We start from the raw sequence: 19,944 nt of genomic DNA, 5'->3' as shown, positions 1-19,944 counted from the left end.
GCCATAGCAGTTAAAGGCGAGTTATACACGCCCCTCAAAAGATCAGTTCCGGCGCGAAAAAACGAAGGCCGCAAACCAGCCGAGGAACAGCGACACGGCGATGGCGGCGAGGCCGTAGAGAAAGGGGCGGCGCTGGGCGGCGAGCGCGACCATGCGTTCGAATCCCGACTTGCCGATCTCGATCTCGCGGGTGGCGACGGCAAGGACCCGCCCGCCCGAGATGAGGAAGGTCTCGGCGGTATAGGTGCCGACCGGCACGCGGCTGGGGATGGGGATGCGGGCGCGGTAGAGCACCTCGTCCGAAATCTCGACGCCCTCCGGATAGTCGGCATAAAGCCCCTCGCGGGTGCGGCGCTCGACGAGGCCTTCTTCGAAGGCGCGGATGGTGGCGGCATCGGCGCCGGGACCGGGCGACAATTGGAGATGCTCGAGGCCGAGCTCGTAGATGGCGGCGGTACGCTCGTCGATCAGCGTGTCGAGGGGGGCCGAGCTGGCGACGGCATAGAAGCCGGGGACCGAGCGGAAGCGGTGCGAATCGGCATTCATCCAGATGCCGGCGATTTTCTTCTTCTGGCGAATGAGCAGCGGCTCGGCGGGACCGCGCAGCACGACCGCGATCTCGGCGGGCTCCTCGGGGGCCTCGCCGCCGGGATAGAGGATCGCGCCGAACAGGAGGAGCTGGGCACCGCTGAAGCTGGTCCGGATCTGCACCTCGCGCGCCGACACGTCGGGGACGAGGTTGGGCGCGGGCTCGGCGGCGCCGGAAAGGGCGAACCACGCGAGGAGGGGGAGGAAGAGGCGCCGCATCGTCACAGGACCTGAATCGTGAAAATCTCGTCGGGGCGCCAGGCGAGGCCTAGGAGCATGCGCAGCGCGACGAGGAGGATCATGACGGCGAGGAGGAGGCGCAGGAGGTCGGGCTTCACCTTGCTCGCGACCGCGGCGCCATATTGGGCACCGACCACGCTGCCCGTGAGGAGGAGCGCGGCGAGCACGATGTCGACCGCCTGCGTGGTCAGGGCGTGGACGAGGGTGGTGACCGCGCTCACGGCGAGGATCATGACGAGGCTGGTACCGACGACGACGCGCGCGGCCATGCCGAGGATGTAGATCATCGCGGGGATGACGATGAAGCCGCCGCCGACACCGAGAAGGACGGTGAGGATGCCCGCGCCAAAGCCGACGAGCATGGGCGCGATCGGGCTGATGTAGAGCCCCGAGGCGTAGAAGCGCCAGCGGAAGGGCAGCGCGGCGATGGCGCGGTGGTGGCGCTTGGGCGGCCCCGATTTTTCGGGCGGGTCGATCCATTTCAGGGCGACAAGCGCGTCGCGCAGCATCAGCCCGCCGACCCCGCCGAGCAGTGCGACATAGAGGAAGCCGATGACCAGATCGACCTGTCCTGTCGCCTGGAGGAGGCGGAACAGGCCGGCGCCCGCGAGGCTGCCGAGCACGCCGCCCGCGATCATCACCCCGCCCATCTGGAAGTCGACCCCGCCGCGCCGCATGTGGGCGAGCACGCCCGAGACGCTGGTGCCCGAGACCTGCGTGGTGGCGGATGCGACCGCGACGGTGGGCGGCACGCCGTAGAAGATGAGGAGCGGGGTGGTGAGGAAGCCGCCGCCGACCCCGAACAGTCCCGACAGGATACCCACGAGCAGGCCCAGCGCGACGATGAAGACGCCGTTCACGGCCATTTCGGCGACGGGCAGGTAGATATCCACGCATCCCGCCTAGCCGCGACGGCGGGCGAAATGAAGGCGCTGTGTGGAGGCCGCCCGCGCTTTTTGCCTAAAGGTCGGCGGCGAGCGTCAGCGCGGGGCCCGAGCCGGGCGCGGCATTGCCGAGGAGCTGCGCGCGATAGTCGGCATGGAGCCGCACGCCGCGATAGACGGGAAGCGTCAGGCGCGGCCCGGCGTCGAGCCGTTCGAGCCCGGGCTGGGCCGCGCCCCACAGCCCCGCGCCGATGCGGATGTTCTTGAAGACGGGGCGGGACGCGGTGAGGGCGCCGTCGATGAACCAGTCGCGCTCCTCGAGGCCGACGAGCCCTGCCTGTGCATAGCCGTCGAGCGCGAAACCCAGCCCTAGCGGGCGCTGCCAGACGCCGCCTTCGGCAAAGAGCGCGAAGGCCGAGCGTGCGGCGGCACCATCGCCGATCGCCTCGCGCCGTTCGGCGGTGAGGGCGAGGGGCAGGCCCCGGAAGGGCGTGTAGCGGATGCCGAGCGCGACCTCGTCGCCGCGGATGCTGCCGGTCGCCGAGGAAAAGCGTAGGCCGAGCCCGAACCGTTCATCGTGGTTGTAGACGAGGCGCGCGCCCGCCTGGGCGCCGCCGAGCATGGAGCCGGGGGCGAGCCCCGGCGCGCTGGCGGCATCCTCCGCATAGGCTTCGCGCGTGAAACTCCAGCCCGACAGTTGCCAGCGGTCGAAGGGGGCATCGGCGGGCGCGGTGCCTGCCGCGGCGGGGGTATGCTGGATCGGCGGGGGGACGGCGGCGGCGCCGATCGCTTGTGAATAGAGCGCGCTGCCGTCGCCGAGCGAAAAGGCCGACAGTGCCGGATCCAGCGCGGGCTGCGCGGGGAAAGGGAAAGCGGGCGGCAGGGACCATGCGGGCGACGGCGCGGGGGCCGCATAGGGCAGGGGAATGGGCACGCGCTCATAATGGTGGACGTGCTGCACCGGCGGGGCCTGCGCGACATCGGGCAGCGGGGCGGCGCCTTCGAAGGGAAGGAGGTAGCCGTAGGGGGTGAGGATGGCGCCTGCGGGGAGGAGTTGCGGGGCGGCGGGCGGTGCCGAGAAGCGCGTGCCGAAGGTCGCAGGCGCGGGCGCGGGGTCTGCGGCGGGGGTGATGGCGGCGGCCATGTCGCTGGCCCCGGCGGCGGGCGCGGCGAGCGTGTCGGTGCCCGCCAGTCCCGATCCGACCACGCGCAAGCCGACCCAGCCGGCGACGACGACGCCGAGGAACCTCGTGGCATGGCTCATGCGCGATACTCCCTCGGGAAGACATGGTCGGTCTTGTCCCAGGCCTTGGGGCCGGGGGTGAGATGGAGGCGCAGGGCGCGCCAGGCGGCGAAGATGGCGATGGTGTTGCCGACGACCAGCCGCGGGATGGCGCGCAAACCCTCGGCCAGCCCGTAGGTCATGCCGGTGAAGGCCGCGCGCATGACCACGCGCCACGTCAGCAGCACGGCGTTGGCCAGCAGCAATGTCTCGAGCAGCGGGTCGCGGACCCAGTTGAGGGGTGCGCCGAGCTGCGCCGCGAGCCCGAGCTGGACGTAGAGGATGAAGGCGGCGTAGCCGGTGAGGAGGAGGAGCGCGGCAAGCGGGCCGCGCCGGTCGCGCAGCCGCATCCAGCGCTCGCCCGCCCCGCCGCGCCAGCCGAGCCGGTCCCAGCCCGAGAAAGCGATGCCGCCGATCCAGCGCGCCTTCTGGCGCACCGCGGCAGCGAAGGTGGCGGGGAAATGGCCACGGCTGGCGACCATCGCGGGGCTGCCGGGCTGCGCGGGGATGCGCACGAACAGGGTGCGATGGCCGAGCTGGCCAAGCTTGAGGCCGAGCTCGTAGTCCTCGGTCTGGCTGTCGGCGTCGAAGGGGCGACCGCCCTGCGCATCGGCGATCCGGCCAAGCGCGTCGCGGTCGATCGCGCAGCCGACGCCGGCGAGCGGCACGGCGGCGCCGATCGCCTCGCGCACGACAAGCTCCTTGCCATGCGCCTCGGCGAACTCGTCGCAATAATGGCCGCCGATCCAGCGGCTGGCGGGATCGGGCAACGGCACCACCGGCAGCTGGACCGCGCCGCCGCGACCGATGAGCGCGGCGAACAGTTCGAGCTCGAGCGGATGAACGACATCCTCGGCGTCGTGGAGGACGATGGCGCGGGCGCGCTCGCCGCGGCTCGCCTCGTCGCGCTGCATCGCGCGGTAGAGATGGTTGAGGCAGTCGGCCTTGGTGGTCGGCCCCGCATGCGGCAGGCAGACGGCGCGGATGCGCGGGTCGGGAACCGAGGCGATCGCCTCGTCGGTCCACGGATCGTTGGGATAATGGCCGACATAGAGGCGATAGTCGCCCGTACCGAAGCGCTCGAGCGTGGAGCGCAGCATGTCGCCGATCACCGCGCCTTCGTCCCATGCGGGGATGAACACGGCCATCCACCCCGCGCTGGCGGGCGGAAGGCGGTCGGCGAAGGCGCGCGGATGGCGGCGATAGACGGTCAGGCTGCGCCACAGGCGGCGCGCGATATAGAGCAGGTCGACGGCCAGGTCGTCGATCGCGAAGAGGAAGAAGCCGACCGCAGCGAACAGCGCGAGCTCGGCGGCGATGGTGGGGAGCAGGTCGCTCACCGGCGATGCCCCGTGGTGCCGGTGGCGGGCGCATGGCCGCGGCGCTGCGGCCGCGCGGCTCGGATGGTCAAGCGGTGGTCCCCCTGTCCGCGATACACCGAGCACCCATGTGCATAACGGCTTTATTGATCCACGCAAGCCTTGCAATCGGCTTGTCGATACGGACCCGAAAGGCTGGGAACGCGACTCCGTGGCCGGTCTTTACTCGAAGGTAAGGTTAACGGGGTAGTCATGGGGGTGGACGAAACAGGAGCCATCCCCGCCGATGACCGCACGTGCCCAGATCCGGATCAGCCAGTTCCTCGCGAGCTACAGCCACAGGCTGTCGGCGCGGGCCGCGGCGATCCATCGCGGGCTCGAGACCAATCTGGCCAAGATCGCCTTGTTCTGGATGGTGCTGGCCATGTCGGCCTGCTCGCTGCGCGTGGTCGCCAGCCCGACGATGGGCCAGATGCGCGGCCTCGAGACCGCCGCGCCCTACATGCTGGTGGTGCTCGCCCCCGTGGTGACGCTGCTGTTCGGGCTGCGCTGGTTCCGCAATGGCGAGGCGATGGCGCGGCCGCAGGCGCATCTTGCGCGCATCGGACGCTGGGAGAAGGTCGAGCCTAGCCAAGCGCGCGCGCACAAGCTCTATGGTGCGGGCGGGATCATGGTTTCGCTGCTGGTCGGCATGCTGATGAACGTGCCGGTGCGGGTGGTCGAATATCTCGTTTCCATCCCCGCCATCCCCTCGGTCACGCCGCACTGGCTTTCGACGCTCCATTTCATGATGACGCTCGACGTGGTGCTGCTGACGAGTCTCTATACGCTGTGCTTCTGCGCGGCGCTCAAGAAGGTGCCCTTCTTCCCGCTGCTGCTTGGCGGGGTGTGGATGCTCGACCTGTCGATGCAGATGATCGTCGCCGAAGTGGTGGCCTCCTCGGGGCTGCCCGGCGGGATCGCCGACCCGCTGCACACGCTGCTCGGCGGCAATGTGAAGAAGGTGCTCATCTCGATGGCGCTGTGGGCGCCCTATCTCCTGCTCTCCGAGCGGGTCAACGTCACCTACCGCCACCGCATCGCCCGCCAGGGCTGAGTCGCTTTACCGCATCGAATCGCGATTCGGTCGAGTCGCGACCCGATTCGCGGAACCGAATCGGTGATTTAAGGGCGAGTTAAATCGCCGCGGGCGGCCGACAGGCCCCGAACGGGCGTCCAGAAACGAGACAAAATTTAACCAAGTTAACTTTCGGCGACTCGGGTTTAACGTTGATTTAACGCCGGAATTCAGCGATTTTCATAAAACCCGCTGCGCCACGATTTTAATGCGAGTTAAATTTCAATGGTTGACAGTTTCTTACTAATCGCCCCTTCATGAGGACATCCGATGCGGGGGTGGCACTCACCACAGCGATGCATCCGGGGCCCGGGCATGACCTTCCGGGAAACGGATACGGAGCGAGTGCCGGACCGGATTGGAGGGAGTGGCCAGTCATGGTTGCTTCGTAACCATGACGACACAAACTTTAGGGGACGAACAATGACCAACTTCATCAAGATGATCAAAGACGAAACCGGTGGTTCGGCGGCTGAATATGCGCTGATCCTGGCGATTATCGGCGCGACTGTCGCCATCGCCTCGATCCTGCTCGGCAACGCCATCGGCAACGCCATGAACGACGCCACCAACTGCCTCGAGGCTTCGAAGGCGGATCGTGCGTCCACCTGCGACTACTAAGTTGCAATGATCGTCCGGTCCGAGACCTGGCGATGAAGAAAGGGGCGGCGGATCTGCGTAGCGATCCGCCGCCCTTCTTCTTTTGGGACAGATGGTTTCCAGAAGGTTGATTTTCTCTCGGATTTCAAGAGAGATGCTGATATAGGTTAATTCGGTGAACGGCATCGTACCCGCGATGCACGGCTCGGGGGACAGGCATGAGACGTCAATCGGTTATCGCAATCGCCATCGCGCTGGTCCTCGGGATCGTCGCGGTCTACCTCGCCAACAGCTGGCTGGGCGCGCGCGAGGCGCGGATCGATGCGGCCAACCAGGGCACGACCGAAGTGGCGGTCGCCGCGGTGCCGCTGGCCTATGGGACGCCGATCACGCCCGACAAGGTGCGTTTCGCCAATTACCCCACCGACATGTTGCCCGCCGGCGTCTTCACGACGATGGACGAACTGCTCCCCGATGGGCGGTCGCGCCACGCGCTTCGTCCGATCGAGGTGAACCAGCCGCTCTTGGCGGCCGATCTCACCGGCGAGGGCGAGGGGGCCTCGATCGCCGCGCTGCTGCCCGACGGCATGCGCGCCGCGACCGTCCAGATCAACGCGGTGTCCGGCGTCGCCGGCTTCATCCGCCCCAATGACACGGTCGACGTGCTGATCACGCGCCAACCCATCCAGGGGCAGGGCGGCCAGCAGGTCACCGACGTGCTTCTCCAGAACATCCGCGTCATCGCGATGGACCAGCAGTCGACGAGCGGCGACGAACGCGCCCGCCTGTCCTCGACCGCGACCCTCGAGGTCTCGCCGGTCGAGGCGCAGAAGCTGGCGCTCGGCCAGCGGCTCGGCAGCCTCAGCCTGGTGCTGCGCAAGCCCGGCGAGGAAGAGAATATCGCGCTCGTGGAGACTGTCAGCCTCGACGACCTGCGCTACGAACTGGCCGCGGGCTATGTCCCGCAGCGCGCCGAAGAGCCGGCCGCCCGGCCGGCCCCGGCGCAGCGCATCACCCAGCGCGCGCAGGCGCCGCGTCGTGCGGCACCGGCGCCCGCGCCGGCACCGAAGCCGACCGTCGAAGTGACGCGTGGCCTGCAATCCGAAACATATGAGGTGGGGGAATGAGCATGGGGGCAATGTGGAAGATCGTCGGTGCCGCGCTATTGGCGAGCGCGGTGGCCGCGCCGCAGGTGGCGAGCGCGCAGGGCGTCAGTACCTCGATGGGCGACTATGCGGGCGAACTGCAGGTTCCCCTGAACAAGAGCCAGGTGCTCAGGGTCGACCGGCCCTATGCCAAGGCGCTCGTCGGCAACAGCGAGATCGCAGACATCCTGCCGCTGACCGATGATTCGCTCTACGTGCTCGGCCAGTCGATCGGCACGACCAGCCTCACGCTCTATGATGCGAGCGATCGCCTCATCGCGGTGGTCGACGTCGCCGTCGGCCCCGATGTCGGCGGCCTCAAGCGCCAGCTCTCCGAGCTGATGCCCGGCGACCAGGTCGGTGCGCGCATGCTGGGCGATGCCATCGTGCTCGAGGGGGTCGTTTCCTCCTCGGTCGCTGCCGACCGCGCACTGCGCCTCGCAGAGGCCTATAATCCCGCTCGGGTCATCAACATGCTCCAGATCGGCTCCTCGCAGCAGGTGATGCTCGAGGTTCGCTTCTCCGAGATCCGCCGCTCGGCGCTCAAGGACCTCGGGATCAGCTTCTTCTTCTCGAACGACGATGTCGTCGGCGCGGTCGGCGATGGTGCCGCCCTCGGGCCCAACCCCGACGGCGACACGGTCGTCTCGCTGGGCTCGATCCAGGATGCCTTCGGGGTCATCTCGGGCAGCTTCTCGGCCTTCGGGGCCGATATCCTCGGCACGCTCGACGCGCTCGAACGCAAAGGGGTGGTCAGCACGCTGGCCGAGCCGACGCTCGTCTCGCTCTCGGGCGAGACCGCGAGCTTCCTCGCCGGCGGCGAATTCCCGATCCCCGTCGCGCAGGGCGGCGTAGAGGGTGCCTCGGCGATCAGCGTCCAGTTCAAGCCCTTCGGTGTCGGCCTCGCCTTCACGCCGACGGTGCTTGCCGACGGGGTCATCAACCTCGTCGTCGAACCCGAAGTCAGCTCGATCGACCCGTCGGCCTCGGTCACCGTGAACGGCCTCGTCGTGCCCGGGCTCCAGACCCGCCGCGCCTCGACGGTCGTCGAGCTGCGCGACGGCGAGAGCTTCGCGCTGGCGGGCCTCATCCGGACCGACTTCAACGACACGGTGCGCCAGTTCCCGATCCTCGGCTCGATCCCGATCATCGGCACGCTGTTCCGCTCCTCGGGTTTCCAGCGCGACGAGACCGAACTGGTCATCGTGGTGACCCCGCGCCTCGTGCGCCCGGTGCCCGCCGGCACGCTGCCGGTGCCGACCGACCGCGTGACCCCGCCCGACGAGATCGACCTGTTCCTGCTCGGCCGCACCGACAGCGCGGTGCCGACCCTGTCGCTGCCGGGCGAGCCGAACACCGAGGTCTGGTACCCGATCGGCGAGCCGGCCACCGACGCCGCGCCCGCCGACCACATCTATGGCGGCGGCATGGCCTCGGTCGATCCCGCGACGCTCGAAGGAGACTATGGCCATGACTATTAAGATCGATCTTCGTCTCGCCGCCCTCGGGCTGGCGACCATCGGGCTGGGCGCCTGTGCGCCGGTCGACCACGGCTATGGCGAGACCCTCGCCTACGCGAAGGCCGTCCAGACGGTGAACCCCGACCCCGTCTACCCCGAGGGCGGGGCAGAGCCCGGGGACAATGGTGACGTCGCGGCAGCGGCGGCCGAGCGCTACCGGCAGGGCGACGTGAAGCAACCCAAGGCCGTGCGCAGCACCGCGGGCGCGAGTGGCGGCGGCAGTGGCGGCGGGGGCTGATAGAAGCTGAGGAGATGAACGGTGTGTCGCTCGGTTAAAGGCTTGATCCACGGGTCGGAAGGCGCTGCTGCCCCGACCGTCGCATTGTCGCTGTTCGCGTTGATCGGGGCTGGCGGGATCGCTTTCGACTATAGCCGGATGGCGAGCCTCGACACCGAGCTCCAGAATGCCGCCGACCAGGCGACGCTTGCGGCGGCTTCGCAGCTTGACGGCGAGGTGGGCGCCTGCTCGCGGGCTGCCAGGGCGGCCGATGCCTTCCTCACCAACGAGACGCGGATGGCCAATGATGGCGGGCCGACCGATTTCATCGTCGACATCGCGCTCGAGGAGACCTGCGACGCCACCGGCAAGATCCGTTTCTACCAGGACAAGGCCAAGACCACCGCGGCGACCGATGATTCCAACGCCAACTATGTCGAGGTGGAAGTGGAGGCGCGCAAGGCGGTCTTCGCCCTGACCCCGATCGTCGCGGCCTTTGAATCGGGCGATATCAGCGCGATGGCCTTTGCCGGGGTGAGCAACGCCATCTGCAAGGTGCCGCCGCTGATGGTGTGCAACCCCAACGAGGAGCTGGCCACGCCCTCGACCGGCTTCGACGTCAACGACTACATCGGCTTCGGGCTGCGGCTCAAGGCCAATGACGGCGGCGGGATGGCGCCCGGCAACTACGGCTTCCTCGAGAATTTCGCCTCGGGCTCGACCGCCCTGAAGGCCTCGCTCGGCTGGAATACGCCGGTCGGAAACTGCCAGCCGGATGACGGTGTGACCACCGAGCCGGGCAACAAGGAAAGCGTCACCGCTGCGGTCAACACCCGCTTCGACCTGTTCGAGGGCGGCGAGATGAATGTCATCGACTGCAACCCGACCAAGGGCACGAGCCTGTGTTCGGCGAGCTACAATTCGATCAAGGACCTGCTGCGCGACGGCACCAGCACCAACGCTTGCGGGCGTGCCAGCGGCGTCGGTGCGAAGGGGTGGAAGTGGGATGCGGCCGCGGCCTATAATCCGACCACCAACGCGCCGCTTGACGCCAGCGTCACCCCCCAGGTGATGGGCCATCCGCGCGATATGTGTCACGCCGTCTCCAATCTCGGTGTCTGCAACCATGGCATGAAGGCGAACTCGACCTTCGGCGATGGCTATTGGGATATCGATGCCTATTGGCGCGCCAATCACGGCGCCGGTGCGGGCGGCGGCTATAATACGGCGCTCAACGAGCAGATCTGGCAAGCCGCTGGCATGACCGGGATGCCGATCGACCCGAAAACGGGCGCCGAGCGGACCTATCCCACCCGCTACATGGTCTACCGCTGGGAAATGGGCGGGTTGACGCCGTCGAACATGCCCGTCTCCCCTATCGAGGGGAAGACCGTCAACGGAATGAAGTGGCACGGCCGCGCGGTGTGCGATCCGGGCGGCGGACAGGTGGCCGGTTACGACGGCGCGACGATGGACGACACCGTGCTCGACCGCCGCCTTGTCACCGTTGCCGTGCTCAACTGCACCGCCGAGGGCGTGGCGGGTAGTTCGACCGACGTGCCGGTCGTCGACTGGATCGACGTGTTCATGGTCGAGCCCTCCTTCGCGCGCGGCTCGGGGCCGAGCGCCAAGACCGAATATGGCGACTTCTATGTCGAGATCGTCGGCGGCGCCGCCGTCGGGCAGGACGAGCAGATCCAGCTGGTCGAGAAATCGGTGCCTTACCTGATCGAATGAGGAACGCCCTTCGCCTCGACGTCCGCGCGCTCGCGCAGGACCAGCGCGGTGCCAGTGCCGTGGAGATGGCGCTGATGGTGCCGCTCCTGCTGCTCCTCATGTTCGGTACCTTCGAGATCGGCAATTATTTCTCGTCGGTCCACCAGGCGCAGAAAGGCGTGCGCGATGCCGCCCGCTATGCGGGACGCCTGCCCTATGACGACATCACGGCGGGTGCCTGCACCTATGATACGGCGAGCACCGCGCATGACCAGATCCGCAACCTTGCCCGCACCGGCACGATTGACGGCACCGGCGAGCCACGGATCAACTACTGGACCGACAATGCGACGGTCACGGTGACGATGAGCTGCGATGTGTCGGGCACCTACACCGGCAGCTTCTCGCAGAATGTCGACGGCGCGCCGCGCGTCAACGTGTCGGCGGTGGTCCCCTACGAGAGCCTGTTCGGACTGCCGTGGATCGACAGCGTCCTCGACATCAATGCCTCCAACGAGGCCGCGGTATTCGGGGCATGAGCCGGCTCGCCCCCTTCCGCGCCCTCATGGGCGACCGCCGCGGCGGTTCGGCGGCCGAGTTCGCGCTGATCCTGCCGATCCTGCTCATCTTCATCTTCGGCATCATCGATGCGGGGCGCTTCATGTGGGCGCAGAACCAGCAGGAAAAGGCGCTCCAGGCGGCGGTGCGCTACGCGGTCGTGACCGATCCCGTGGCCGGCGGGCTCGAAACCTACGAATTCGCGATCGACCCCTCCACCCCGGTCGGACAGGGCGACCCGGTGCCGGCGAGTTATTGGTCGAGCTCGGTCTGCACCGACGCCAGCTGCAGCTGCTCGGGATCGGAATGCGGCGGGATCGGCATCAGCCACGATCCCACGGCCTATGAAGAGATCGCGAAGATGATCTGCTTTTATTACAAGGACGACGACATCACGAGTTGTCCCGACAATGCCAATTGGACGATGACCGTGCGCTACGACAATGTCGGCCTCGGCTTTTCGGGCGATCCCAACGGCAGCGACATTGTCCCCCTTGTGACCGTGAGCCTGACGGGGCTCCAGTTCACCCCCCTGTTTTTCCAGCTGTTCCGGCTCGGCTCGATCCCGATGCACGACCAGAGCGCGGCGCTGACCGGCGAGGACCTCGTCGGCACCGTTTCGAATTGACGAGAGAAAAAGAAGAAGACCCATGCGTATGAGCAGCGACAACAAGCGAGATGCCACCTGGCGGGCGAGCGATGCCCGACCTTCGGTGCTGCTCTACCTCAATGTCGCCGAGGGCGATGCCGGCGCGCTGGCGGGGGCGGAGGCGGCGGGGCTGCCGCTCCAGCTCGTCATCACGCGGCCGGGCGATGCCATCGACATGGGCGAACTCGACCGCGCCGCGGCGGCCATCATCCAGCTGTCGGAAGACGACGAGGGGGCGGTCAAGCGCTTCGCCGACATGGCGCGCGCGACCGACACGCCGTTGCTTGCCGCCGCTTTCGATCCCGGCCTGTCCTTCGTCCGCGCGTTGATCCGTGCGGGCGCGCATGACGTGATCCCGCTGCCGCTCGACGTGGCCGAGCTCGAAACCTCGCTGCAACCGGTCCGTGACGAGATCCAGACGCGCGAGCGGCGCACCACGACGGGCCCCGCCAAGCTCGTGACGATGATCAAGTCCGAAGGCGGGGTCGGGGCGACCGCGCTGATGGGCCAGCTCGCCACCCGCTTTGCCGCGCTCGAGAAGAAGGCGGGGCGCGAGGCGCTGCTGCTCGACCTCGACATCCAGTTCGGCGATGCCGCCTTCCAGCTCGGGCTCCATCCCAAGCTCGGGATCGACGACCTGCTCGCCGCGGGCACGCGGATGGACGGTGACATGATGCGCACCGTCGCCGCGCCCCACCCTTCGGGACTCAATATCATCGCCGCGCCCGCCGAGATCACCCGCCTCGACGCGATGGACGTCGACCAGGCGCTGCATCTCGTCGATATCGCGATGAAGGAATTCGGCACCGTCTTCGTCGACCTGCCGACCAACTGGACCGACTGGTCGCTGTCGCTGCTGGCGCGCTCGGACCTCGTCATCATGGTGTGCGAACTGTCGATCGCGAGCCTGCATCGCGCCAAGCGCCAGCTCGACCTCATCACCAGCCAGGACCTCGGCCATCTCGACGTGCGAATCGCCGTCAACCGGTTCGAGAAGGGCCTGTTCAAGAATGTGACGCGCGAGGATGCCGAGCGTGTGCTCGGCCGGCCCGTGACCTATACGCTGGCCAATGATCACGCGACGATGACGGCGGCGATCGAACAGGGGATCCCGGTCGCCGAAATCCGCCGGAAGGGGGCGCTCAACAAGGACCTGAAGGCGCTCGAGACCGAGGTCGCAGCACGGCTTGGATTGGAGCGATGAGTATGTTTCAGATCAGGAAACCGGGGCAGGCGCCCGCCGAGGAGCAGCCCCAGCCCGACGTCACCGATATCGCCTCGGAGGAGCATGACCGCGACCGCGAGGAGAAGCGCAAGCTCGTCTCGGTCGGCGATGCGGGGGCCTTTGCCAAGCGCGATGCCAATATCGACCTCAAGGTCGAGCTGCACCAGAGCCTCCTCGACCAGATCAATCTTGCCGCCCTCGATGCGATGAGCCGCGAGCAGGTCGCCGACGAGATCGGCGACATCATCGCCGACGAGCTGGCCAAGAAGAGCCACGCGCTCAACGCGACCGAACGCAAGCAGCTCGTCGACGACGTGCTCGACGAACTGCTCGGCCTCGGGCCGCTCGAGCCGCTCCTCAAGGACACGACGATCACCGATATCCTCGTCAACGGCTACAAGGACGTGTTCGTCGAACGCTTCGGTACGCTCGAGCGCTCGCCGGTGATGTTCAAGGACGAGCGCCACCTCTTGCGCATCATCCAGAAGATCGTGTCCGACGTCGGTCGCCGCATCGATGAATCATCGCCGATGGTCGACGCGCGCCTCGCCGACGGCAGCCGCGTTAACGCGGTGGTGCCGCCGCTTGCGCTCGACGGCTCGCTGCTCTCGATCCGCAAGTTCGCCAAGGTGCCGATCAGCCTCGAGCGCCTCGTCGAGATTGGCTCGGTGCCCGAACCCGTCGCCGAAATCCTGCGCGGCTGCGTGGCGGCGCGGCGCAACATCCTCATCTCGGGCGGCACCGGTTCGGGCAAGACGACCATGCTCAACGCGATGAGCGCCTTCATCGACCATTCGGAACGCATCGTGACGATCGAGGATTCGGCCGAACTCCAGCTCCAGCAGGAGCATGTCGCCCGCCTCGAGACACGCCCGCCCAACGTCGAGGGGCGCGGCGAGGTGGCGATGCGCGACCTCGTCAAGAACGCGCTGCGCATGCGTCCCGACCGCATCATCGTCGGCGAAGTGCGCGCCGGGGAGGCGTTCGACATGCTGCAGGCGATGAACACGGGTCACGAAGGCTCGATGACGACGATCCACGCCAACACGCCGCGCGATGCGCTGAGCCGTGTCGAGCAGATGATCGGCATGGCCGGCATCGACATGCCCGCCAAGGCGGCACGCGCGCAGATCGCCTCGGCGGTCAATGTCGTCATCCAGGTCAGCCGCCTGTCGGACGGCCGGCGCCGCCTGACCAGCGTGTCCGAGATTACGGGGATGGAGGGGGAAGTGATCACCTTGCAGGAAATCTTCCGGTTCCGGATGAAGGGCCGCGACGAGGACGGTGCGGTCAAGGGCAATTTCGAGGCCACGGGCATCCGCCCGCGCTTCCTCGACGCCTTCGACGCGCATGGCATCGCCGTGTCGCCCGAACTCTTCCGACCTGACGCGAAGCTCGACTGATGGACGTCTTCATCCGCGTCCTCTTCCTCGCGCTCATCACGCTCGCCGTGATGGTGGTCGCGGGGCTCATCACCAACGCGGTGCTCGCCAGCCGCAGCCACGGCGGTGCGATCAACCGCCGCCTCGGCATGATCGAGAGCGGGGTGAGCCGCGAGGAGACGATGCTGCGGCTGCGTCGCCGCGCCTTCACGCTGGGCGAGGGCACGCCGGGCATCCTCCGCAAATGGGGCGACACGCTGCACCGCAAGCTGGTGCAGGCGGGGGTGGTGACGCCCTCGGTCCGCATGGTGGTGGGGCTGATGCTGGCCCCCGTCGCGCTGTTTGTCCTGTTCGTGCTCGTGTCGGCGACGATGGCAGGCGGGGTCACGGCCGGCCGCGTCCTCCTGTTCGTCGTCATGTCGATCATCATCGGCGCGCTGCTTCCCATCGCGGCGATCAACTTCAAAGCCGAGCGCCGCCGCAAGAAGATGGAAGAGCAGTTCCCGGTCGCGCTCGACATTTTCGTGCGCGGGCTTCGCGCGGGCCATCCGGTGGCCGCCGCGCTCGAGATGCTGACGGTCGAGATGCCCGACCCGATCGGCTCCGAATTCGGGCTGGTCGTCGACGAGGTGACCTATGGTGCCGACATGCGCGAGGCATTGGAGGAAATGGCCGAGCGCTGGGACCTCGATGACCTGCGCATGTTCGTCGTCAGCCTGTCGGTGCAGGCCGAGACGGGGGGCAACCTCGCCGAAGTGCTCGACAATCTCTCGAAGGTGATCCGCGACCGCCACGCGCTCTTCATGAAGGTGCGCGCGCTGTCGTCGGAAGGCCGCATGACGGCGTGGATCCTGTCGCTGTTGCCGCTGTTCGCGCTGGTCATCGTCTTCACCGGCAATCCAGGCTTCTTCCTCGACGTCGCCGATGATCCGGCCTTCATCCCGAGCTTCAGCATCATCGTCCTGATGTGGTTCATCGGCGTGCTGATCATCCGCCGGCTCATCGATCTCAAGGTGTAGGGCGCCGCTATGGACTTTCTTCTCGACAACGACCTCGCCCGCTGGGCCGTGCTCCTGCTGATCTTCGCGGCGGTGGTCACCATCGCGATGATCGTGACCAATGCGGCGACCCAGCGTCGCGGGATGCGCTCGCGCCTCCGGGCCCAGACCGGCTCGCGCGGGGAGGCGGCCGCCGCGGCCGCGACCGGCGCGGCGCGGCTGCGCGGCGACCAGCAGCGTGGCGCCTGGATCGACATCGTCAACGAACTGGAAAAGCGCGGGGTCAACCTCGTCTCGACGCGCGACCAGGGCCTCCGGCGCAAGCTCGTCGCGGCAGGCTACGAGGATCCGAGCGCGCCGCGCGTCTTCACCCTTATCCGCACGATCGCGACGCTCGGCTTCCCGATCCTGATCCTCGCTTATGCCTTCATCTCGGGGACCAACGTGGGGCTCGCCTCGAGCTACTTCCTGGCCATTTTCGCGGCCGGTCTCGGCTATGTCATCCCGATCCTCATCGTGCAGGTGAAGGCCGACAAGCGGCAGGAAGAACTGCTCAACGGCTTTCCCGACGCGCTCGACCTCATGCTCGTCTGCGTCGAGGCGGGGCTCGGGCTCGAGACCGCCTTCGACCGCGTCGGGCAGGAAATGTACAAGTCGCACCCGCTCCTGGCGCGCCATTTCGCCGGCGTGGTGCTCGAATTGCGCGCCGGGCGCAGCCGCGAGGATGCATTGCGGCGCTTTGCCGACCGCGCGGGGGTGGACGAGATCCGCGCCTTCTCCACGCTGCTGATCCAGAGCCAGAAGCTGGGCAGCTCGGTGGCCGCGACGCTGCGCGTCTATGCCGCCGAAATGCGCGAGAAGCGCCGCATGCGCGCCGAAGAACGCGCGCACCGCCTGCCGGTGCTGCTGGCGGTGCCGCTGGTCGGCTGCATGCTGCCGGTGATGATCGGGGTGCTGATGGTGCCCGCGGTGATCCGCGCGATGCGGACGGTGGTGCCGGCGCTCGGTTGAGCGCGGCCGAGGGGACGAGAAGAGAAGAAGGGGGACGAATATGCGCTACCTGATGATCCTGCCCGTGATGATGACCGCGGCCTGCGCCGCGCCCGGGGTCGAGATGCGGATGATCGACCGCGGGATTTCGAGCGCCGACCTCGGTGCGAGCGCACGTCTCGCCGAAGCCGAGGGGCTCTTGCGCCTCGGCAATACGGGGCTCGCCATCGAGGCCTATCGCAAGGTGCTGCGCGCCGAGCCCGCCAACGCCCGCGCCCATGCCGGCCTTGCCAGCGCCTATGACCGCATGGGGCGCTACGATCTTTCCTCGCGCCATTACGAGACCGCACTCGCCCATGCGCCCGCCGACCCCGCCATGTACGAGGCCTTTGCCGCCTCCAAGCTGCGGCAGGGCGATCGTCTCGCCGCCAATGCGCTGCTCGGCGAAGCTGCCGACCGCGCCGCGCGCCGCGCCGCCATGACCGCGCTTGGCGACGAGGCCGCGTTGACGCCGTCGTCCGCGCCGGTCGCGGTCGCCTCGGCCGCGCCGGTTGCCGCGCCTGTCGCCATGCCCGTCGAGGCACCGGTCGCCGAACCGGTGGCGACGGGACCGCGCCTCGAACGGCTGAGCGGTCATGAGGTGCTGCTGTCGAGCCGCGGCACGACCGGCGAGCCCGCGCTGGCCGTCGCCGCCGCGCCCGCCATTCCCGATGTCGCCGTGGCCCGCGCCTTCGACCGCGAGGCGCCCGCGCTTGAGCTCGCCGCGCTCGTCGACGACCGCCCAGCGATCATTACCATCGCGAGCCGCGACAGCGCGCTCGAGGGGGCGCCGAAGATGGCGATGGCGACGGTGGCGCTGCCGACCGCGATCAACGGGCCGACGCCCGACATGGCGATGGCGGTCGCCGCCGTGCCGATGGCTTCCATGATGGCCGCCGCCCCGCTGGCGACCGGCCCCGTGGTCGCGCCCGCCGCACCTGCAGCGCCGACGGTGGCCGTCAGCATCGCGGCTGCCCCCGCGGCCGTCGCCGCCATCCCGATGGCCGGCAGCGCGCTCGCGCCTGTCGCCGCATCGCTCGTCGCCGCCCCCGCGGCGCCGACGGTGCCGGTCGTCGCGGTGCCGCTGACCAGCCTTTCGAGCCTTGCCGCGCCGGCCGCCGCGCCCGTGGTGGCGCCGGTGGCACCGTCGCGTGCCCCCGTTGCCGTGAGCGCCGTGCTCGCCGCCACGCCCGCGCCGGTGGCCGCCGCGCCCGCGCCGCGCCTCACCGTGATCGACACGGCGATGATCGCCGCCGTCGCGCTTGCCGCCGACGAGAGCCTCAGCGGGCTCGCCGGCATCGCCCCGCCCGCGCCGCCGGTGCCTGCCCCCGCTGCCGCGGCGGCGACCGTCGTGCCGGTGATGGCCGCGCCGGTCATGCCCGCGCCGACGGTCCTGCCGGTGGCCGCACCTGTCGCGGTAAGCGCCGCGTCTGCCGCCGCTCCCGCCGTTCCGACGCTGGCCGCCAGCGCGGCGGGCGTGATGCTTGCTGCGGGGATTGCCGATGCCGACCTTCATGACGCCTCGGCGCGCCGTGGTCGCTCGATCATCCTCTATCCCGCGGGCCATGAGGCCGAGGCGCAGCGGCTCGCCGACGCGCTCGGTTTCGCCATTGCGGTGCAGCGGGGCCCCGTCGAGCGGATCACCCTCCATCTCGGCAAGGACGCCGGCCGCGCGTTGCTGCCGCGGGGGTGAGGCGCCGACCTTTCGCTGTTGGCGCGGCGGTGACGTTGGCGCTCGGGCCCCTGTCGGTGTCTGCGCCGGCGCCCGCGCTGGCGCTCGCCCAGCCCGTAGGGGGCGAGGCCGAGCGGTTGCTCGCCGAAACCGATCACGCCATCGCCGCGGGGCGCCATGAGCAGGCGCGCATCCTGCTCGAGCGGGCGCTGGTCGCGGGGGCTCCGGCTGCCGCGAGCGAGGCGCGCCGCGGCGACCTCGCTTTCGCGCTCGGCGACTGGGACAGCGCTTACGGCTTCTATCGCGGGCTGGTCGCGAAGGGCGAGGGCGATGCCGCCATGGCCGCGCGCGCCGCGCGGGCCGCGCTCGAACTCGGGCGGCTGGCCGAGGCGGGGCAGTGGCTCGATGCCGCGCTCGCCGATGCGGGCGTCGCGGGCGACTGGCGACAGTGGAATTTGCGCGGGGTGATTGCCGACCGGCAAGGGGACTATGCCGCCGCCGACCGTGCCTATGCCACGGGGGTGGCGCGCGGCCCCGACCAGCCGATGCTGCTCAACAATTGGGGCTTCTCGCTGATGCTGCGCGGACAGTGGCGCGCGGCGCTCGAACGGCTCGACCGCGCCGCCGCGCTGGCGCCCGGCGTGGCGCGCTATGTCGCCAACCGCGACTTTGCCGGATGGGCGGCGGGACGCGGGCTGCCCGAACGGCGGGCGGGTGAAAGCGCTGCCGACTTCGCGCGGCGCCTCAACGATGCGGGGGTGGCCGCCGCCATGGGGGGCGATGCCGCCCGCGCGCGCGCCGCCTTTACCCGCGCGCTCGGCGCCTCTAGCACTCATTACGAACGTGCCGCGCACAATCTCGAAAGGCTCGACACCGCACGATGACGCTCATTTCCATGGTTCCCGACTGGCTGTTCATCCTGTTCGGGCTCGTCTTCCTCTACGCCGCCGCCAGCGACATCGCGAAGCGCAAGATTCCCAACGCCGCGGTGATCGCGCTGATCATCGGCGCGGTGGTCGCCGTCGTCCTCGAAGGCTTCGACACGAGCCTGTGGGAAAATGCGGCGATGTTCGCGATCATCCTCGCGGTCGGCACCTTCGCCTTCTCGCGCGGCTGGTTCGGCGGGGGTGATGTGAAGCTGCTTGCCGCCACCGCGCTGTGGTTCGACATGGCTGATGGCCTGCGCATGATCGTGTCGACCGCGGTGGTCGGCGGGCTGGTCACGCTGGTGATGCTGATGGCGCGGGTGGCCTTCAAGGGCAAGGACCGCGAGATGGGACGCCTCGTCCCCTATGGCGTGGCGATCGGCCTCGGCGCGGTCGGGACCGGCCTGTGGCTGCGGGGCTGAGCCTTGCCGCGCTGAGCCTCGCGCTGGCCGCTCCCGAACCGCTCGGCGGCGATGCGCGCTGGGCGGCGATCCGCTGGGAGGACGGGCGCTGCGAGGCACGCGGGCGCGGCTGGCGCGTGTTGCCCGACAGCCAGCGTCACCGCCAGCCGATGATCAGTTTCCTGTTCGAGAAGGGAAAGGCGCCCTACCTCCACGTCCGCCTGCGCCGCGCGGTGGCCAAGGGCACGCGGGTGCAGCTGGTGGTCGACAACGAGCCCTTCCTCCTCACCGGCGAGGGGCATAGCGCCTTTGCCGGCACGCGCGAGGCGCTGGGCGTGATCGAGGCCTTGCGCGACGCGACCAAGATGCGGGTGAGCGCGCGCCATCGCGGTGGCGGGCGCTTCACCGACTATTATCCGATCGGCGGCGTGCCGGCGGCGATCGACGCGGCCGCCACCGGCTGTGCCTGAGCGAGA

The 19,944-nt window shown here is 68.8% G+C and carries 20 protein-coding genes; 16 read left to right on the top strand and 4 right to left on the bottom strand.

From position 1 onward, the window contains the following. Nucleotides 1-42 precede the first annotated feature (42 nt). The 4 genes from NUW81_RS07205 to NUW81_RS07190 all read right to left on the bottom strand — a co-directional run bounded on the left by NUW81_RS07205 (nucleotide 43) and on the right by NUW81_RS07190 (nucleotide 4,334). A complete protein-coding gene (locus tag NUW81_RS07205) occupies nucleotides 43-807 on the bottom strand; it encodes a TIGR02186 family protein (RefSeq protein ID WP_245111909.1) in 765 nt (254 codons plus the stop codon). A 2-nt stretch (nucleotides 808-809) separates the two neighbouring features. Further along, a complete protein-coding gene (locus NUW81_RS07200) occupies nucleotides 810-1,721 on the bottom strand; it encodes a sulfite exporter TauE/SafE family protein (protein ID WP_245111907.1) in 912 nt (303 codons plus the stop codon). 67 nt (nucleotides 1,722-1,788) lie between these two features. Next, entirely contained in the window at nucleotides 1,789-2,976 is a 1,188-nt protein-coding gene (locus NUW81_RS07195) for a hypothetical protein (RefSeq protein WP_245111905.1), read from the bottom strand. After that, on the bottom strand, nucleotides 2,973-4,334 hold the full coding sequence (locus NUW81_RS07190) for a glycosyl transferase family protein (protein ID WP_245111903.1): 1,362 nt from the start codon (nucleotides 4,332-4,334) through the stop codon (nucleotides 2,973-2,975). The genes NUW81_RS07195 and NUW81_RS07190 overlap by 4 nt, the downstream gene beginning before the upstream one ends. A gap of 265 nt (nucleotides 4,335-4,599) precedes the next feature. Between NUW81_RS07190 and NUW81_RS07185 the strand changes: the two genes are divergently transcribed. The 16 genes from NUW81_RS07185 to NUW81_RS07110 all read left to right on the top strand — a co-directional run bounded on the left by NUW81_RS07185 (nucleotide 4,600) and on the right by NUW81_RS07110 (nucleotide 19,938). After that, nucleotides 4,600-5,409, top strand: coding sequence for a DUF2569 domain-containing protein (locus NUW81_RS07185; protein ID WP_245111900.1), 810 nt, complete (start codon nucleotides 4,600-4,602; stop codon nucleotides 5,407-5,409). A gap of 444 nt (nucleotides 5,410-5,853) precedes the next feature. Beyond that, nucleotides 5,854-6,051 (top strand): Flp family type IVb pilin, encoded by a 198-nt coding sequence (locus tag NUW81_RS07180; protein WP_245111898.1) that lies wholly within the window; start codon nucleotides 5,854-5,856, stop codon nucleotides 6,049-6,051. A gap of 197 nt (nucleotides 6,052-6,248) precedes the next feature. Further along, nucleotides 6,249-7,157 carry a Flp pilus assembly protein CpaB gene (gene cpaB, locus NUW81_RS07175; RefSeq protein WP_245111895.1) on the top strand — a complete coding sequence of 303 codons (909 nt, stop codon included), beginning with the start codon at nucleotides 6,249-6,251 and terminating at the stop codon, nucleotides 7,155-7,157. Then, a complete protein-coding gene (locus NUW81_RS07170) occupies nucleotides 7,154-8,656 on the top strand; it encodes a type II and III secretion system protein family protein (RefSeq protein WP_245111893.1) in 1,503 nt (500 codons plus the stop codon). Before cpaB ends, NUW81_RS07170 begins: the two co-directional genes overlap by 4 nt. After that, nucleotides 8,646-8,933: a hypothetical protein gene (locus NUW81_RS07165; RefSeq protein WP_245111890.1), complete on the top strand. Its 288-nt coding sequence runs from the start codon at nucleotides 8,646-8,648 to the stop codon at nucleotides 8,931-8,933. Before NUW81_RS07170 ends, NUW81_RS07165 begins: the two co-directional genes overlap by 11 nt. A 42-nt stretch (nucleotides 8,934-8,975) precedes the next feature. Next, nucleotides 8,976-10,649 carry a pilus assembly protein TadG-related protein gene (locus NUW81_RS07160; protein ID WP_245111889.1) on the top strand — a complete coding sequence of 558 codons (1,674 nt, stop codon included), beginning with the start codon at nucleotides 8,976-8,978 and terminating at the stop codon, nucleotides 10,647-10,649. Further along, nucleotides 10,646-11,167: a TadE/TadG family type IV pilus assembly protein gene (locus NUW81_RS07155; RefSeq protein ID WP_245111888.1), complete on the top strand. Its 522-nt coding sequence runs from the start codon at nucleotides 10,646-10,648 to the stop codon at nucleotides 11,165-11,167. Before NUW81_RS07160 ends, NUW81_RS07155 begins: the two co-directional genes overlap by 4 nt. Then, entirely contained in the window at nucleotides 11,164-11,814 is a 651-nt protein-coding gene (locus NUW81_RS07150; protein ID WP_245111887.1) for a TadE/TadG family type IV pilus assembly protein, read from the top strand. The genes NUW81_RS07155 and NUW81_RS07150 overlap by 4 nt, the downstream gene beginning before the upstream one ends. Nucleotides 11,815-11,836: 22 nt before the next feature. Further along, complete coding sequence (locus NUW81_RS07145; protein ID WP_245111886.1) at nucleotides 11,837-13,039, top strand: CpaE/TadZ family protein; 1,203 nt, start codon at nucleotides 11,837-11,839, stop codon at nucleotides 13,037-13,039. 227 nt (nucleotides 13,040-13,266) lie between these two features. After that, on the top strand, nucleotides 13,267-14,463 hold the full coding sequence (locus tag NUW81_RS07140) for a TadA family conjugal transfer-associated ATPase (RefSeq protein ID WP_376741967.1): 1,197 nt from the start codon (nucleotides 13,267-13,269) through the stop codon (nucleotides 14,461-14,463). Further along, nucleotides 14,463-15,461, top strand: a complete 999-nt coding sequence (locus NUW81_RS07135; protein WP_245111884.1) for a type II secretion system F family protein — start codon at nucleotides 14,463-14,465, stop codon at nucleotides 15,459-15,461. The genes NUW81_RS07140 and NUW81_RS07135 overlap by 1 nt, the downstream gene beginning before the upstream one ends. A 9-nt stretch (nucleotides 15,462-15,470) precedes the next feature. Then, complete coding sequence (locus NUW81_RS07130) at nucleotides 15,471-16,451, top strand: type II secretion system F family protein (RefSeq protein WP_245111883.1); 981 nt, start codon at nucleotides 15,471-15,473, stop codon at nucleotides 16,449-16,451. Between the two features lie 40 nt (nucleotides 16,452-16,491). Continuing rightward, nucleotides 16,492-18,162, top strand: a complete 1,671-nt coding sequence (locus NUW81_RS07125) for a LytR C-terminal domain-containing protein (RefSeq protein WP_245111881.1) — start codon at nucleotides 16,492-16,494, stop codon at nucleotides 18,160-18,162. A 56-nt stretch (nucleotides 18,163-18,218) separates the two neighbouring features. Beyond that, nucleotides 18,219-19,025, top strand: coding sequence for a tetratricopeptide repeat protein (locus NUW81_RS07120; protein WP_245111879.1), 807 nt, complete (start codon nucleotides 18,219-18,221; stop codon nucleotides 19,023-19,025). Then, nucleotides 19,022-19,489, top strand: a complete 468-nt coding sequence (locus NUW81_RS07115; protein WP_245111876.1) for an A24 family peptidase — start codon at nucleotides 19,022-19,024, stop codon at nucleotides 19,487-19,489. The genes NUW81_RS07120 and NUW81_RS07115 overlap by 4 nt, the downstream gene beginning before the upstream one ends. Then, complete coding sequence (locus NUW81_RS07110; protein ID WP_245111873.1) at nucleotides 19,474-19,938, top strand: hypothetical protein; 465 nt, start codon at nucleotides 19,474-19,476, stop codon at nucleotides 19,936-19,938. The genes NUW81_RS07115 and NUW81_RS07110 overlap by 16 nt, the downstream gene beginning before the upstream one ends. The last annotated feature ends 6 nt before the right edge of the window (nucleotides 19,939-19,944 follow it).

Origin of the sequence: Sphingomicrobium aestuariivivum, from assembly GCF_024721585.1 — a bacterium.
Lineage (GTDB): Bacteria > Pseudomonadota > Alphaproteobacteria > Sphingomonadales > Sphingomonadaceae > Sphingomicrobium > Sphingomicrobium aestuariivivum.
This window is presented reverse-complemented; position numbering and strand designations above follow the sequence as displayed.

Bases quoted from the DNA above. Each gene is read 5' to 3' on its own strand.
- cpaB (WP_245111895.1), top strand. From the start codon at position 6,249: ATGAGACGTCAATCGGTTATCGCAATCGCCATCGCGCTGGTCCTCGGG.
- NUW81_RS07145 (WP_245111886.1), top strand. From the start codon at position 11,837: ATGCGTATGAGCAGCGACAACAAGCGAGATGCCACCTGGCGGGCGAGC.
- NUW81_RS07165 (WP_245111890.1), top strand. From the start codon at position 8,646: ATGACTATTAAGATCGATCTTCGTCTCGCCGCCCTCGGGCTGGCGACC.
- NUW81_RS07150 (WP_245111887.1), top strand. From the start codon at position 11,164: ATGAGCCGGCTCGCCCCCTTCCGCGCCCTCATGGGCGACCGCCGCGGC.
- NUW81_RS07140 (WP_376741967.1), top strand. From the start codon at position 13,267: ATGAGCCGCGAGCAGGTCGCCGACGAGATCGGCGACATCATCGCCGAC.
- NUW81_RS07155 (WP_245111888.1), top strand. From the start codon at position 10,646: ATGAGGAACGCCCTTCGCCTCGACGTCCGCGCGCTCGCGCAGGACCAG.
- NUW81_RS07125 (WP_245111881.1), top strand. From the start codon at position 16,492: ATGCGCTACCTGATGATCCTGCCCGTGATGATGACCGCGGCCTGCGCC.
- NUW81_RS07130 (WP_245111883.1), top strand. From the start codon at position 15,471: ATGGACTTTCTTCTCGACAACGACCTCGCCCGCTGGGCCGTGCTCCTG.
- NUW81_RS07135 (WP_245111884.1), top strand. From the start codon at position 14,463: ATGGACGTCTTCATCCGCGTCCTCTTCCTCGCGCTCATCACGCTCGCC.
- NUW81_RS07115 (WP_245111876.1), top strand. From the start codon at position 19,022: ATGACGCTCATTTCCATGGTTCCCGACTGGCTGTTCATCCTGTTCGGG.
- NUW81_RS07180 (WP_245111898.1), top strand. From the start codon at position 5,854: ATGACCAACTTCATCAAGATGATCAAAGACGAAACCGGTGGTTCGGCG.
- NUW81_RS07195 (WP_245111905.1), bottom strand. From the start codon at position 2,976: ATGAGCCATGCCACGAGGTTCCTCGGCGTCGTCGTCGCCGGCTGGGTC.
- NUW81_RS07185 (WP_245111900.1), top strand. From the start codon at position 4,600: ATGACCGCACGTGCCCAGATCCGGATCAGCCAGTTCCTCGCGAGCTAC.
- NUW81_RS07205 (WP_245111909.1), bottom strand. From the start codon at position 807: ATGCGGCGCCTCTTCCTCCCCCTCCTCGCGTGGTTCGCCCTTTCCGGC.
- NUW81_RS07170 (WP_245111893.1), top strand. From the start codon at position 7,154: ATGAGCATGGGGGCAATGTGGAAGATCGTCGGTGCCGCGCTATTGGCG.